This window comes from Exiguobacterium sp. SL-10, from assembly GCF_004337025.1.
Lineage (GTDB): Bacteria > Bacillota > Bacilli > Exiguobacteriales > Exiguobacteriaceae > Exiguobacterium.
The window spans coordinates 137,075-151,050 of sequence record NZ_SJUP01000002.1 but is presented as its reverse complement, the minus strand read 5'-3'; the positions used below and the strand labels follow the sequence as shown (position 1 = coordinate 151,050).

The following is a 13,976-nucleotide window of genomic DNA, read 5'->3' as shown; positions in this document are numbered from 1 at the left end:
CAATTTGGGTAAAAAGAAAAACCTAAATGAACGCACACGGGAGGTGTCGTCATTTAGGTTTGGCCTGCATCATCAGTAACCATCCTTAGGATCGTCGTTCTTTCATTAAGTTTTCGATATGAATCATCATATACAAGCGTTCATCGGTCGAGACCTCGTAATTGTACTTCGTGGCAATCAGACCGGCGATTTTCTCGACACATTCGTAAGCGTCCGGATAACGCAGCTTCACCATCTCGAACAGCGTCTCGTCGCCACCTGGCTTAATCTGCTCCCCTGAGGCAAGTCGTTGGACGAAATACTTCAAGTGGGTCAAAAACCGTGAGTAAGCGTATGACTCTTCATCCAAATCAATTTGAAAGTGGTACGTGATGATGGTGAGGATCGCTTGTGTGGCGCGTGTCATCTCGGTGACAAGATGCAAATTCTCACCTTTGGCGCCTGACATCGTCGCGTTGACGAGATGAAGGGCGATGGCGACCGCCTCGTCTTCGTCTAACTTGACGTCATGTCGCTCGTTGATGAGGGCGACCGCTTCTTTCCCGATTACGAACTCGGGTCCATAAAATCGTTTCACTTCCCAAACGAGCGGGTTCCGAATGATGATCCCATCCCGATACCGACTGAGGGCGAAATGGATGTGATCGGCGAGGGTCACGTATAGCGAATCATGGACCGGCTTCTCAAGTCGCGTCTCCGCGAGCTTGACGATTTCTTTGACCGTATCCATCTCAGCAGCTGGCATCTCATTCAAAAAATGAACGAACCGTTCGTGGCTCTCTTTACTCTCGAGCGTAAAGACCTTTTCAATCCGCGCTTGATCGATCGCATCGCCCGGACGCTTTTGAAACGCAATCCCCCGTCCCATGACGACTTGCTCTTGACCGTTCGCTTGAATGGCCACGACGTTGTTGTTGAACACTTTTGAAATCTGCATGGAATCAATTCACCTCCGCTCAAGTTCGAATGAAAAGAAAAAAACCTAAATTCACACCGGTCCCCAAATTTGGATGAACGGCATCAATTTAGGTTTTGCCTGCTTGACCAGTAACAATCCCAAAATGGATTTTCTTCTTCTCGCTACTAGCATACTCCGTTGAAATCTTGACGTCAACATAAAAATAAAACGCTTACACCGTGACCGTTTTCACTCGAACAGGATGCGTTGCATTCGTTCTGGTGCCGCTAAAAAGTCACGCATGACACGAACATGCTCGAGTTCATCGAACGTCGTCAGTTGGAGTCCTGTCTCGACTTGGAGTATGTCGGCGTCCGGATACGACATGAGGATTGGCGAGTGGGTCGCAATGATAAATTGGCTCCCAGTTTGCACGAGTTCATGCATCCGTGCGAGCATCGTCAACTGCCGCATCGGCGACAAGGCGGCCTCGGGCTCATCTAAAATATATAGTCCCCCGTCCCGGAATCGGTGAAGCATGAGCGACAAGAACGCCTCACCGTGTGACTGCTCATGGAGCGACCGCCCCCCGTAGGACGCATAAAACCGTTCCGGGTCAGGAGACGTCCGTGCAATTTCATCCACATAACTCGACAGTTGATACGCCGTCTCGGCCCGAAGGAAAAAACCGTCCTTCGGGCGATAGGCGCCACGAATCGGACGTAACGCCTCGAACAGCGGGCTATGTGTCGACTCGGTCTCAAATCGGAACGTCGTCGCACCACCTTCCGGATTGAATCCGGCGGCGATGGCCATCCCTTCGATCAACGTCGACTTGCCACTACCATTTTCTCCGACTAAAAACGTGACCGGCTTCGTCAGCGTCAACTCGTCAAATCCTTCAAAAATCGGGAGCGAGAACGGGTAACCTGGCGTCTCAATCCGATCTCGCTCTAAGCGGACACCTCGTAAAAACAAGTTCAGTCCCATTCGATCCAAAAAATCGCCCCCTCGTTTGATTCAACCCCGTAAGTGAGTTGTTGCGCTTCAAGCAACAGCTTATTGATAGCAAGACCGAGACCATGCCCGTTCGAACGATCGCCTTTCACATACATGTCCCAAATGTTGGCGCGCATCGTCTCGGCAATACCCGGCCCTTCGTCTTCGATTTCCAGTCGTCGCTCGGATAGCCTGATGGTGATCACGCCTCCAATTGGACTGGCGTGGTATGCGTTTTGAAGAAAGTTCGACAGCACACGTTCCATCGCCAACCGGTCCGCCTGGATTGTCACGTCCTCAAGTTCGAGTACAACCGCGACCTCTTTTTGAAGGAACCAGTCATCCATCCGCAAGACGGTCTCTTCAATTAATTGGCTCACGTGGACGGACCCCATCGTGAGCGCCAGCTTGCCCGCCGATAACTTCGAGTACTCAAGCATCTGACTGACGAGCCGATCGATGCGATCGACTTCTTCAGTTAAACTTCGACCCGTCGCCGCCACATCTTCTTGTTTGACGACACCGAGTTCAAGCATTTCGGCCTCGTTTCGTACGATGGCAAGCGGCGTCCGGACATCGTGCGTAACCCCTGAGATGAACGTATTTTGCAGTCGTTCTTTCTCTTCGAGCGACGTGTTCATCTGACGGACCGCTTCCGTCAAATCGCCAATCTCATCGTCGGTGACAGGCGGTAGCGCGATGTCATGCCTGCCCGACATGATGGACGCGGTCGCCTGTTTCAATTTGATGAGCGGGGACGTCAAGCGAAGCCCCATCCAATACGTCACACCGATGGCGACGAGGAGTGCCAGCAAGAAACCACTCCCGAGAATGACGTAAATTTGGCGAAACTGAGGGGTCGACAGCGGGACGGGTGCATACGTCACGATTTGCACATCCCCTTCTTCTCGAAGGAACGTCAATAACCTTGACCCGTTCGCGCTGACCTCATCTCGTTCGGAAAGTGAGTCTGGATCGAGGACTGGCGTCATATGACGTCGCATCCTGCCTCCACGGTCAAGGTTGACCGCCTCCCCGTCCTGAAACACAAGAACGTCGAGTTGACCCGGGATGCCTCGACCATCCACGAGTGCCTCATACACGATATCCGCCTCACGCTCGAGTTGGTCATAGCTCTCCGTCTCAGCGAAACGTCCAATCAATAGCGATGTCAGGCCAAACGTGAGCAACGCCATGACAACGAGGGGGAGGATTGCCGTCCAGAGCAATTTTTTCATCAACCGGCTCATCGGATGTCCTCCAATCGATAACCGACGCGGTGCACCGTCTTCAATTGCCGTTTCATCGTCGGCGATTTGTCGCGCAACTGTTTGACGTGCGTATCGACCGTCCGTGTGTCTCCGGCGAACGTATAGTCCCACACCTCGTCAAGTAGACGGTTCCGATCGAGCGCTTCTCCGCTATGCTTCAACAAGTAGAGCAACAACTCATACTCTTTATTGGTCACGCGAATCGCTTGCCCAGCGTCCGTCACCGTGCGGGAGCGAACGTCCACCGTCATGTCGCCGAACGACAGCTCATCCGTCTGCTTGACGAGACGCTTCAGACGGATTTCGAGTTCTTTTAATACAATCGGTTTGACCAAATAATCGTCGGCTCCGAGCTCGAGGCCGAACACACGGTCATCTGCCTCTCCCCGTGCCGTCGTCAAGATGATGGCCGGCCGCGGCTTTAGCGTCTTCAGTTTTGGAATGAGCGTCCATCCTTCCCCGTCCGGCAAACGCACGTCTAACAGGACCGCATCAAACGGTTGTCCGAGCTGTCGTTTCGCTTCGGCGAGCGTACTAGCCACACTGACGTGAAACCCCGCGTACGTTAAAAAGCGGGCGAGCCCGTCCGCTAATTTCGGTTCATCTTCGACTACGAGTACGTTCATCTTTATCGCCTCCACTCTCATTATATCGCATCGCGAAACGAACCCATCATTTCCCAAAGACAATTTGCAGAAACCTTGCAACTCCCTCACAACTTTTGAACGCCCACGTCCTACACTTGAGGTAGTAAAGGAGGAGATTGACATGAAGACATCTAAATTAGCAATCGCCCTGGCCGGCCTACTTGCCGTCTCAGGCACCGGCGTCTACGCCGCCACGAACGATACGACCACGACAGAAGGAACGGAAACGACGACACAATGCGAACGCGGTGAACGCGGTGAGCGGGGTATGTTCGGTGACCGGGCAGCGGGGCAGGCCGCTTTGCTCGAGGCACTCGGTTTGACCGAAGCCGAAGTGGAAGCTGCGCGAGAAGAAGGACAATCGCTTCCTGAACTCGCAGAAGAAAAAGGGATCACCATCGAACAGTTCATCGAAGGGATGATCACTTCTCATGAAGTGAAACTTGAGGCAGCCGTCGAATCCGGTGACTTGACGCAAGAGGAGGCCGACGCGATTCTTGCCGACCACGAAGAGCGTTTTGCCGACGTCACGAGTTACGACGACTTAGGCGATATGCGCGGCTTTGGTGGTGGACGTCACGGAGGTGGACACGGCCCTCATCACGGTGGTCCATTCGGTGGATCAAATCAAGATGAGGACACACCTGCGACCGATGATAACGTAGACAATCAGAGCACCAATTCCTTATAAACAAAAAGGCAACCACGTGGTTGCCTTTTCATATGACCAATAACAGTAATGCGTATCCGATCAGCCCAACGGCAAAGGCGCGAAAACTGCTGTCCCGCTCTTCTGGCAGCTCTTCTTTCATGACGTTCAAGATGATTCCCCCAGCCAAGAACGCGACAATCATTGACAGTGTCACTTCATGGAGCGCCGAGAATGTCCCGATTCCCCATCCGGCGAGCACGGCCAACGACAGCCACAATCGGCCACGCTTGTCATACTGCTCGCGATGATGATGCCTCAGGCCCTGATCGACCGTGATAAAGTGAATCCCTAACGCAAGAAAGTAGAGCGTCATCGCCCATGGCGTATCGAATTCACTTTCTGCGAGCACGTAACCGATACTGAAGTTGTACACGACGAACAACGCCATATGAATCCAAAACACGTTGCCGCGCCCACGGTTTTTCATTTGTGTGGCCACTCGTTCCAATCCATAAAAGACGGCTAACCCGAGCATACTGACGACGAGGATATGATTCTCAATCGAGGCGAACAGGCCGCTCTCAAGATGCCCTTCAAGTTCTTGTTGATATTCGTTCAGCTCAGGCAAAAGATGCAGAAACACATAAGCGACGGCGATACCGCCGGCGAGCGACATAAAGCGGCTCCGCGGTGTCTCCCGCACATGAATCAATTGTCCGGAGAAATAATGAATCAAAGCAAATCCGATGGCAAACAACAAGCTTAACCAAAACATCCAGTCACCTCCAACACGTTACCCGAAAGCCGAATGATACATGGTGACCCCCGGTCCTTGTTCCTTACCCGAGTGCCTTGTTACATACACTCATTCGCCTCGTTCGGCACGCTGACGTGCCCGAATCTCTTTCTCGACACGACGGAGCGCCTTCTTCGAACCGCGGGCAAAGTCATGGGCTTCTTTCCGGTCCCGATAATCGACGAACAACGTTTCCAGGTCGTAACCAGCCGGATACAAGTCGAGCGCTTTCGCCTCACGCCGGACCCGACGGAGCGGATGCTCGCTGAAAACACCGTCAACATACACAGTGACTTGACGCAGCGATTCGTCCATCGCATAGACAAGACCGACTTGATCCGTCTCGAGCAGACGGACTCGGTCCCCTTTCGACAAGACTTGATCTGGTTCGACGACTGGGCGGACGACTTCTTGTGTCAGACGCGTCGCATCAAGGAGCGACTGGTCGTACGTCTTGTCGTGCATATAACGGGCCGCTTGCTTCAAAATCGATTCAGGTAGCTTCATTTTCCGGGCAATGAACAAGGCGTTGCTGTCACCCGACTGTCCGATCAACAACCGATATTTCGGTTCGAGCGTGTCGGGGTCGAACTGCATGGCAGCATTCATGAAGTCCGGATGCGTCTCGGAATACGCTTTGATTTCCCCGTAATGGGTCGAAGCGACGACGAGACAACCTCGTTTGTACGCTTCTTCTAAAATCGCGATGGCGAGCGCGGCTCCTTCGTTCGGTTCGGTCCCGCTCCCAATCTCATCGAATAACAGGAGCGACCGTTTCCCCGCCTTTTGCATGATACTTGCCACGTTATGCATATGGGCCGAGAACGTGCTGAGCGCCGAACCCATGTCCTGGTTGTCCCCGATGTCGACGAACACGTCGTCAAACGTCGAGATGTCCGTGTCGGGATGAGCTGGGATATGAAGGCCGCTCATCGTCATCAAGCTGAGCAGCCCGATCGTCTTCAAGACGACCGTCTTCCCGCCTGCGTTCGGTCCAGTGATGATGAGTCCACGGTACGTCTCCCCAAGCGAGAAGTCGAGCGGGACCGCACCTTCGAGGAGCGGATGCCGGACTTGTTTCAAACGGATTCTCCCGACACCGTTCACACGCGGGGCGATGCCGTCGATGGTTTGGCTATACTTTCCTTTCGCGAACACCATGTCATATTGCGCGATGACGTCGAGCGTCGCCTCGATTGTCGGCAATACTTCCGCAACCATACCGGTGAGCGTGGCGAGCACTTGATAGATTTCGACCGCTTCCTCGGTTCGTCTGACGACGAGTTCCGCGTTCAACTTCGCGACCGCTTCCGGTTCGATGAAGACCGTCGTCCCCCGGCTGGACGTATCGATGATCGCCCCGGCGACTTTGTGCTTATATGAAGCTTTGATTGGAATCGTGAATCGATCTTGTTTCTTCGTCACAAATCCGTCTTGAATCGCCTCTCGGTTCGCGGCGCTCTTCAAGAACTTGTTCAACCGCTCCTCGATTCGTCCTTCGAGAATATCGATTTGTTTGCGGACCCGCTTCAATTCTTTGGACGCCTCATCGACGACACGTCCCCCGCGGATCGCTTGGACGATGTCTTCCTCGATGCTGCGCCATTCGCTCATTTCGCCCGCATAAAGAGACAGGAGCGGGGCGAAGAACGCCTGCTCGGCCATGAAGCGTTTCAACTTACGGGCACCTCGGAAAAATTCAGCGACGGCTTCGAGTTCGCTCGCCTCGAGCTGGATGCCACGACTGATTTTACCGATGAGCGGTTCCATAGCAGACACGCCAATAAAAGGAACGTGTGACGTCGCGTCGAGAATCGCACGTGCCTCCGATGTCTCTTGGAGCCGTTTTTTTACCGTCTGCAGATGACTCGTCGGACGTTGGTTCCGGAGCAAGTGACGGCCGAATCCGCTGATGCAGTAGCGCTCAACGTGTTGAATCAAGTCGTTATATTGTAATTTCTCTAATGTTTGTTCGTTCATGGTGATCTCTCCTTAAAATTAGGTTGGAGATACCGCGCAAACAAAAAGCGTCGGCCGATGACGACCAACGCAAAAAGACAGACCGGTGTCTGGCAGTTTAGGATGGGCGGTATCTGTAACAGAACATGAAGGCATGACAAAAACATGTGTCATCCAACATTTTTCAGTTCGTTAGGCAGATACAACCTCACTCATTAACATGCAACACCTTTCTCATTCAGTTTCGCCCTTACTATACAACAGATTTTCGAAGAAGTAAAATTTCTAGAGAACGCTTTCAAATTAGGTCTTGATATCTATACATTGGCGTGCTATCTTGAAGGTGACAAAACGAATAATGATCACATGTGACTGATTCGATCAGGCATGGGGTAAGACGAAAGGCTCACGCCACCCGTCTATACTCCATGCCTGTTTTGTTTTTTCACAATCATTTTTCAAGCGAAAGGATGATTCGAATATGTTATTGAATAAGTGGATGAAGAGACATACACTGACACTTTATGCACCCATGGAAGGAGACATCATTCCACTTGAGGAAGTGACCGATCCTGTCTTCAGCGAGAAGATGATGGGCGACGGGATTGCCATTAAGCCGACAAACGGTACGGTCGTAGCACCCGCTAATGGAACAATCGTCCAGGTTGCACCGACGAAACACGCCATCGGTATTCGGACAGAAGACGGAGCTGAAATTTTGATTCATGTCGGGTTAGACACGGTCGAACTGAATGGCGCCCACTTCACAGTCCACGTCGAAGTCGACGATACGGTCTCGGTCGGGCAGTCACTCTTAACCGCCGACTTGGAGAAAATTCATCAAGCCGGGAAAGATACAGTCACTCCGATGATTGTCACGAATGGAAACGACTTGCCTCACCCCTACTCGTTTCACGTAGGCGGGCCTTCGATTTCTGGAAAGACTGTCGTCGCTCAAGCGGAACAATGACTCCTCGATAGGAGGACACATGTTAAAAATTAAAAAGATTTTAAACAACAACGCGGTCATTGTCTCGGACGAGGGCGAAGAAAAGATCGCCATCGGTCCTGGCGTCGCGTTCAAGAAGGCACGCAACGATATCGTCAATCCCCATAAGGTGGAAAAGTTATTCGTCATGTCCGAGAATGATAAATTTCAACAACTGCTCACACGGATTCCAATCGAGCACTTCACGATTTCAGAAGAAATCATCACGTATGCGGAAAAACGGCTCGAGACGACGTTCAACGAACATATCCATATCGTCCTCACCGATCACATCTCGTTCGCCATCGAACGTGAGCAAGAAGGCATCTCGCTTCGAAACAAGCTGTTGAACGAGATAAAAATTTTATATCGGAACGAATACGAGATCGGGTTATGGGCGCTTCAACTCATCGAGGACAAACTCGGTGTCAAAATGCCGAAAGACGAAGCAGCTTTCATCGCGCTCCATATCCATACACTTAAAGTGAAAGGAGGTGATTTACGCAAGACGGTCAAGCAGACGACAATCGTAAGGGACATGATTCAATCGATTTCACGACGACTCGACTTATCTATTGAAGAAGATGACTTATCCTATCAACGCTTATTAACTCATTTACGATTCGTCATGGATCGGGTCAACCATTACGATCACCATACGATCGACGAAGATATGCTTTTGATGATTCAAACGAAATTTTCGTCGGCCTATGCATGTGCGTCTGACGTCGCCAACGAAATGGAAGACTTATACGGCATCGTCTTGCCCGAATCAGAGCTTGGTTATATCTCGCTCCACATTCAACGCTTACAAGATCAACACCATCAAAAAGGAGGACATTCACAATGATGAACTATTTACAACGTCTCGGACGTTCCCTCATGTTGCCGGTCGCGGTACTTCCTGCAGCTGCCATCCTCATGGGAATCGGTTATTGGATCGACCCATCAGGTTGGGGGTCTGGTAACGTGGCCGCCGCCTTCCTCATTAAAGCCGGCGCTGCCATTATCGATAATATTCCAATTCTCTTCGCAGTCGGGGTCGGATTGGGAATGGCGAAAAATCGTGACGGTTCGGCGGCACTAAGCGGACTTGTCGCGTTCCTTACTATCACGACTCTTCTTTCTGCAGGATCAGTCGCCCTCTTCCAAAGCATCGATGTAGAAGCAGTCAACCCTGCATTTGGTCGAATTGAGAATGCATTTATCGGAATTTTATCAGGGCTTGTTGCCGCATCAATGTATAATCGCTTTAGTCATGTGCAATTGCCTGACGCGCTCGCTTTCTTTAGCGGTAAACGTCTCGTCCCGATCATGACGGCGTTCTCGATGATCCTCGTCTCGGTCGCCCTTTACTTTATCTGGCCGGTCGTGTATACAGGACTCGTCGGCTTCGGGGAAACCATTTCGAAAATGGGCGCAGTCGGGGCCGGTCTTTACGGCTTCTTCAACCGTCTGTTAATCCCGACTGGTCTTCACCACGCCTTGAACTCGGTATTCTGGTTTGACGTGGCCGGTATTAACGATATCGGGAACTTCTGGTCAGGTGAAGGGGAGAAAGGGATTACGGGTCGCTATCAAGCTGGGTTCTTCCCAATCATGATGTTCGGTCTTCCGGCCGCGGCCCTCGCGATGTACCACACTGCGAAAACGAAACGGAAGAAACAAGCAGCCTCACTTCTTCTCGCAGCTGGATTTGCAGCCTTCTTCACAGGTGTCACGGAACCACTCGAATTCTCGTTCATGTTCCTCGCACCAGTTCTTTACCTTGTTCACGCAGTCTTGACAGGACTGTCGCTCTTTATCGCGGCGACGTTCCAATGGACAGCAGGCTTTGCCTTCAGTGCTGGTTTCGTGGATTTCTTCCTCAGCTCACGGCTACCACTCGCGAACCAACCGTATATGTTAATCGTTCAAGGTCTTGTGTTTGCGGTCATTTACTACTTCGTCTTCCGCTTCATGATCGTCAAATTTAACTTGGCGACACCTGGCCGCGAGTCAGACGAAGCGGTTGATGCTGTCGCAACGGAAACGACTCCTGAAGGAGAAACGAAGACAGCTCCCGTCGCAGCAGGCGGTCAATATTCAGCGATGGCAGCAATGATTTACGACGGTCTCGGCGGCGATCAAAACGTCACCGGCATCGAATCGTGTGTCACGCGCCTCCGCGTCGATGTGAAAGACATGGATACGGTCGATCAAACTCAAATCAAGAAAGCGGGCATTCCAGGCATTAAAGTCGTCAGCCCGACCCATATTCAAGTCATCGTCGGAACGAACGTCCAATTCGTCCTCGAAGAGATTGAAAAACTCCGGAGCCACCGCGCCGGGTAACTGACGAAAGCCACCTCGTGCGCGAGGTGGCTTTTTTACTGTCTTTGCTCATATGTTTTGTAGAACCGGATAAAAAAGTAAAGAAAGATCCATGGCAACACGTATGTCGTCATCCACATGAATAACTCGATGAGTAATCGCCACGGGTTAAATCCGAAAAAACCGAGGACAGACAGTCCGATGAACAGTGCTAGTCCGATGCCTATGTATTTGATAAATGTTTGAATCGTCACTCACTCCTCTTCCATTTTCTCCATGATATCATACAAAAAATCGGCCGTGTTCATGACCGATCCATACAGACGTTTGACCGTTTTAAATCGTGTGACCGCTCCTACTTAGCTCTTCTTTTTGACTGACATCAACATGAGTGAAACCGTAATGGAATACATCAATAAAAAGATGACAATGCCTAACTCGAGTGCCGACTCAAACATGACGTCCCCTCCAATCCGTTTTCTTTTTACTATCATTCCTATTTATAATTCATACAAACTGGATTTGCAAAATGCACTCGTCCCATTCACAGACCGATTCACACAAAAAAGCCCTCTTTCTAAAAAGAGGACTCTTGTGATGCTGTTACATACTGCGAAGTCTGGCAATCCGTTCTTCTGGATTCGGGTGCGTCGAGAACAGTCCGCTCAGCTTTTTCTTCATAGGATCTGAAAAATAAAGCGATGCCGACGCCCGTGACGCCTCTTTCACTGGAGTTTTGACGCCCGAGATTTTCTCGAGCGCTGAAGCGAGCGCATCCGGATTACGCGTCAGCTCGGCCCCGCTCGCGTCCGCTAGAAACTCACGGTTTCGCGAGATGGCGAGGTTGACGAGCGTTGCGATGATTGGAGCTAAAATCAACAGGACGAGCCCGACGATCATAAAGATCGGATTTTGGTTGTTGTCCCGTCTCCCGCCGACATTTCGGAAAAACAGCATCCGTGAGCCGATATCGCTCATGATGGCGATGACCGAGACCAGGGCGAGCGTCACCGTCGCCAATCGCACATCATAATTTTTAATGTGGGCGACTTCGTGGGCGATGACGCCTTCAACTTCTTCCCGCGTCAACTGGTCGAGTAGTCCGGTCGTCACGGCGACGGCCGCCTTCTCTGGCTTCAGACCCGTCGCGAACGCGTTCGGCGACGCATCGTTGATGATAAAAATCCGCGGCATCGGGATGCGGGCGACCATGGCCATGTTCTCGACCGTATGCCAGAGGAAACGATGTTGATCGACCGACGTGATCTCTTGGGCGTGATTCATCTTCATGACAATGTTCGTACTCGACATGATGACAATCCCGATATAAAAGAGCGAGAATACCGGAGTGAAGATGAGCCCCGGGAGCGGGTCACCATAGTTCAAATACGAGATCACCACCCCGACAGCCAAGACGAGGAGGACGAACCCGGCCACGATGAACACGGTCTTGATTTTGTTTTTACGAATCTGTTCGTACAGAATCATCGTCGCCACTCCAATCCATTAGAATGAGACGCGCACATTCTCGCGTTCTTCCTCACGCGCCTCAAGCATGTCACGTTTTTCAAAGTTGTGGACGGAGGCGATGATGTTCGTCGGTACTGATTCGACTTTCGTGTTATATTTCATGACCGTATTGTTATAAAGCTGTCGTGAATAAGCAACTTTGTTTTCCGTCTGTGTCAATTCTTCTTGTAACATCTTGAAGTTTTCGTTCGCTTTCAAATCTGGATACGCCTCACGAAGAGCGAACAAATTCTTCAAAGCGCCGCTCAGTTGATCGTTCACTTCCATCTGTTCTTGACGACTCGTCTTCGAACCGAGCTGATTCCGTAGCTCAACGACTTTGCCGAGCGTCTCTTGCTCATGCTTGGCATAACCCTTCACCGTCTCGACCAAGTTCGGGATCAAATCGTAACGCCGTTTCAGCTGCACATCAATCTGTGCCCACGACTCGTCGACCCAGTTCCGATATTTGACAAGTCCGTTGTACATCGAGAAATAGATGACCACCAAGACGGCGATGATTCCAATTGCGATAATCCAACCCATTTCGACACCTCATTTCATGTATTTACTTCTGTATTAATTCCCTTTCGTCGTATACCATAAGCATAACTCAGGAAAAATGTAGCCAATGACTCGTGGCAATCGTGTGAAACACCACTCAGACGATTAGGAACGCTTACTAATTAGATACGCATAATTCATGCAGTTGGTTTCTAAAAAATGATTATTAGACAGGAGTTCAAATCATGCTTGTGACTGACCTCAATTCACGCTTGACGGAGCTATACGACGAGATGGTGACGCTCCGTCGCCACTTTCATCAACATCCCGAACTCTCATTCGAAGAACGAGAGACACCTCGGACGATTGCAGCTTATTTACGTGACCTCGGTCTTGACGTGCGCGAACATGTCGGTGGTAACGGTGTCGTCGCGCGCATCCGAGGCGGCAATGGACCAACCATCGCGTTTCGGGCGGACTTTGACGCCTTGCCGATTCAAGATTTAAAAGACGTCCCGTACCGCTCGAAAGTGAACGGTTCGATGCACGCTTGCGGTCATGACGCCCATACGGCGACGTTGCTCGTTCTCGCGAAAGTACTGAGTGAGATCGACCTTCCAGGAGACGTCGTCTTGATTCACCAGTTCGCGGAAGAACTTGCACCGGGTGGGGCCAAACCAATGATTGAAGACGGATGCCTCGACGGTGTCGATTATATATATGGTTCTCATATTTGGACCCCGCTTCCGTATGGGACGATTGGTGTGAAGACGGGACCGATCATGGCCGCGGCCGATCGCTTCGAACTGACGATCAAAGGCAAAGGCGGCCACGGCGCCATTCCGCAACACACGGTCGATGCCGTCATGGTCGGGACGAACATCGTCAGCCAATTACAACAAGTCATCAGCCGTCGCATCGACCCGCTCGAACCGGCCGTCTTGACCGTCGGCACGTTCGTTGCCGGTCAGGCGTTCAACGTCATCGCCGATGAAGCGAAGCTGTCCGGCACGGTACGGACGTTCACACCGGAGACGCAAACGCGCATCATCGCCGAGATGGAGCGGACCATCTCCCATATCTGTTCGGCGAGCGAAGCGCAATACGAACTTGACTATATCCGGGGCTATCCCGCCGTGATCAACCATCCCAATGAGACGGATCACGTCCGTCGAAGCGCCGCGCGCGTCGTTGGTGCCGATGGGGTCATCGAGATGGCACCGCTCATGGTCGGAGAAGACTTTGCGTACTACATGCAACACGTACCGGGCAGCTTCTTCTTTACTGGAGCTGGGAATCCCGAAGTCGGGGCCGTCTTCCCTCACCATCATCCTCGCTTCGATGTGGATGAACGGGCGATGCTCCATACTGCCCGCGTCCTCATGCAGGCGGCGTTTGAGACATGGAACACGCACAAAAAAGAAGACTGACGCCGCAGCG

At 51.6% G+C, this 13,976-nt stretch carries 14 protein-coding genes; 5 read left to right on the top strand and 9 right to left on the bottom strand.

The features are described from left to right. Window positions 1-85: 85 nt before the first annotated feature. The 4 genes from licT to EVJ33_RS03660 all read right to left on the bottom strand — a co-directional run bounded on the left by licT (window position 86) and on the right by EVJ33_RS03660 (window position 3,794). A complete protein-coding gene (licT, locus tag EVJ33_RS03675) occupies window positions 86-937 on the bottom strand; it encodes a BglG family transcription antiterminator LicT (RefSeq protein ID WP_131434554.1) in 852 nt (283 codons plus the stop codon). Window positions 938-1,147: 210 nt separating this feature from the next. Beyond that, on the bottom strand, window positions 1,148-1,888 hold the full coding sequence (locus EVJ33_RS03670) for an AAA family ATPase (RefSeq protein WP_131434832.1): 741 nt from the start codon (window positions 1,886-1,888) through the stop codon (window positions 1,148-1,150). Further along, entirely contained in the window at window positions 1,879-3,147 is a 1,269-nt protein-coding gene (locus EVJ33_RS03665) for a HAMP domain-containing sensor histidine kinase (protein ID WP_131434552.1), read from the bottom strand. The genes EVJ33_RS03670 and EVJ33_RS03665 overlap by 10 nt, the downstream gene beginning before the upstream one ends. After that, window positions 3,144-3,794 carry a response regulator transcription factor gene (locus EVJ33_RS03660; protein ID WP_131434550.1) on the bottom strand — a complete coding sequence of 217 codons (651 nt, stop codon included), beginning with the start codon at window positions 3,792-3,794 and terminating at the stop codon, window positions 3,144-3,146. Before EVJ33_RS03660 ends, EVJ33_RS03665 begins: the two co-directional genes overlap by 4 nt. Window positions 3,795-3,936: 142 nt before the next feature. Between EVJ33_RS03660 and EVJ33_RS03655 the strand changes: the two genes are divergently transcribed. Then, window positions 3,937-4,506 carry a hypothetical protein gene (locus tag EVJ33_RS03655; protein WP_131434548.1) on the top strand — a complete coding sequence of 190 codons (570 nt, stop codon included), beginning with the start codon at window positions 3,937-3,939 and terminating at the stop codon, window positions 4,504-4,506. A 28-nt stretch (window positions 4,507-4,534) separates the two neighbouring features. On the opposite strand, the gene EVJ33_RS03650 is transcribed toward EVJ33_RS03655, so the two are convergent. Next, window positions 4,535-5,242 (bottom strand): hypothetical protein, encoded by a 708-nt coding sequence (locus EVJ33_RS03650; RefSeq protein WP_131434546.1) that lies wholly within the window; start codon window positions 5,240-5,242, stop codon window positions 4,535-4,537. A 90-nt stretch (window positions 5,243-5,332) separates the two neighbouring features. Further along, entirely contained in the window at window positions 5,333-7,243 is a 1,911-nt protein-coding gene (locus EVJ33_RS03645; RefSeq protein ID WP_131434544.1) for an endonuclease MutS2, read from the bottom strand. 460 nt (window positions 7,244-7,703) lie between these two features. On the opposite strand from EVJ33_RS03645, the gene EVJ33_RS03640 reads away from it, so the two are divergent. From EVJ33_RS03640 to nagE, 3 genes are read left to right on the top strand one after another with little or no spacing between them, the layout of a single operon-like run. Continuing rightward, window positions 7,704-8,192 (top strand): PTS sugar transporter subunit IIA, encoded by a 489-nt coding sequence (locus EVJ33_RS03640; RefSeq protein ID WP_236634522.1) that lies wholly within the window; start codon window positions 7,704-7,706, stop codon window positions 8,190-8,192. A 19-nt stretch (window positions 8,193-8,211) separates the two neighbouring features. After that, window positions 8,212-9,060 carry a PRD domain-containing protein gene (locus EVJ33_RS03635; protein ID WP_131434542.1) on the top strand — a complete coding sequence of 283 codons (849 nt, stop codon included), beginning with the start codon at window positions 8,212-8,214 and terminating at the stop codon, window positions 9,058-9,060. Beyond that, window positions 9,057-10,544, top strand: a complete 1,488-nt coding sequence (nagE, locus tag EVJ33_RS03630; protein WP_131434540.1) for an N-acetylglucosamine-specific PTS transporter subunit IIBC — start codon at window positions 9,057-9,059, stop codon at window positions 10,542-10,544. Before EVJ33_RS03635 ends, nagE begins: the two co-directional genes overlap by 4 nt. A 35-nt stretch (window positions 10,545-10,579) precedes the next feature. On the opposite strand, the gene EVJ33_RS03625 is transcribed toward nagE, so the two are convergent. The 3 genes from EVJ33_RS03625 to EVJ33_RS03615 all read right to left on the bottom strand — a co-directional run bounded on the left by EVJ33_RS03625 (window position 10,580) and on the right by EVJ33_RS03615 (window position 12,578). After that, window positions 10,580-10,777, bottom strand: coding sequence for a hypothetical protein (locus EVJ33_RS03625; RefSeq protein WP_131434538.1), 198 nt, complete (start codon window positions 10,775-10,777; stop codon window positions 10,580-10,582). A 349-nt stretch (window positions 10,778-11,126) separates the two neighbouring features. After that, entirely contained in the window at window positions 11,127-12,008 is an 882-nt protein-coding gene (gene htpX / locus EVJ33_RS03620) for a zinc metalloprotease HtpX (RefSeq protein WP_236634531.1), read from the bottom strand. A 21-nt stretch (window positions 12,009-12,029) separates the two neighbouring features. Then, complete coding sequence (locus EVJ33_RS03615) at window positions 12,030-12,578, bottom strand: LemA family protein (RefSeq protein ID WP_131434534.1); 549 nt, start codon at window positions 12,576-12,578, stop codon at window positions 12,030-12,032. Between the two features lie 203 nt (window positions 12,579-12,781). Between EVJ33_RS03615 and EVJ33_RS03610 the strand changes: the two genes are divergently transcribed. Beyond that, complete coding sequence (locus EVJ33_RS03610) at window positions 12,782-13,966, top strand: M20 metallopeptidase family protein (RefSeq protein WP_131434532.1); 1,185 nt, start codon at window positions 12,782-12,784, stop codon at window positions 13,964-13,966. Window positions 13,967-13,976 lie beyond the last annotated feature (10 nt).

Bases quoted from the DNA above. Each gene is read 5' to 3' on its own strand.
- EVJ33_RS03665 (WP_131434552.1), bottom strand. From the start codon at position 3,147: ATGAGCCGGTTGATGAAAAAATTGCTCTGGACGGCAATCCTCCCCCTC.
- EVJ33_RS03635 (WP_131434542.1), top strand. From the start codon at position 8,212: ATGTTAAAAATTAAAAAGATTTTAAACAACAACGCGGTCATTGTCTCG.
- nagE (WP_131434540.1), top strand. From the start codon at position 9,057: ATGATGAACTATTTACAACGTCTCGGACGTTCCCTCATGTTGCCGGTC.
- EVJ33_RS03640 (WP_236634522.1), top strand. From the start codon at position 7,704: ATGTTATTGAATAAGTGGATGAAGAGACATACACTGACACTTTATGCA.
- EVJ33_RS03660 (WP_131434550.1), bottom strand. From the start codon at position 3,794: ATGAACGTACTCGTAGTCGAAGATGAACCGAAATTAGCGGACGGGCTC.
- EVJ33_RS03645 (WP_131434544.1), bottom strand. From the start codon at position 7,243: ATGAACGAACAAACATTAGAGAAATTACAATATAACGACTTGATTCAA.
- EVJ33_RS03670 (WP_131434832.1), bottom strand. From the start codon at position 1,888: ATGGGACTGAACTTGTTTTTACGAGGTGTCCGCTTAGAGCGAGATCGG.
- EVJ33_RS03655 (WP_131434548.1), top strand. From the start codon at position 3,937: ATGAAGACATCTAAATTAGCAATCGCCCTGGCCGGCCTACTTGCCGTC.
- licT (WP_131434554.1), bottom strand. From the start codon at position 937: ATGCAGATTTCAAAAGTGTTCAACAACAACGTCGTGGCCATTCAAGCG.
- EVJ33_RS03615 (WP_131434534.1), bottom strand. From the start codon at position 12,578: ATGGGTTGGATTATCGCAATTGGAATCATCGCCGTCTTGGTGGTCATC.
- EVJ33_RS03610 (WP_131434532.1), top strand. From the start codon at position 12,782: ATGCTTGTGACTGACCTCAATTCACGCTTGACGGAGCTATACGACGAG.
- EVJ33_RS03650 (WP_131434546.1), bottom strand. From the start codon at position 5,242: ATGTTTTGGTTAAGCTTGTTGTTTGCCATCGGATTTGCTTTGATTCAT.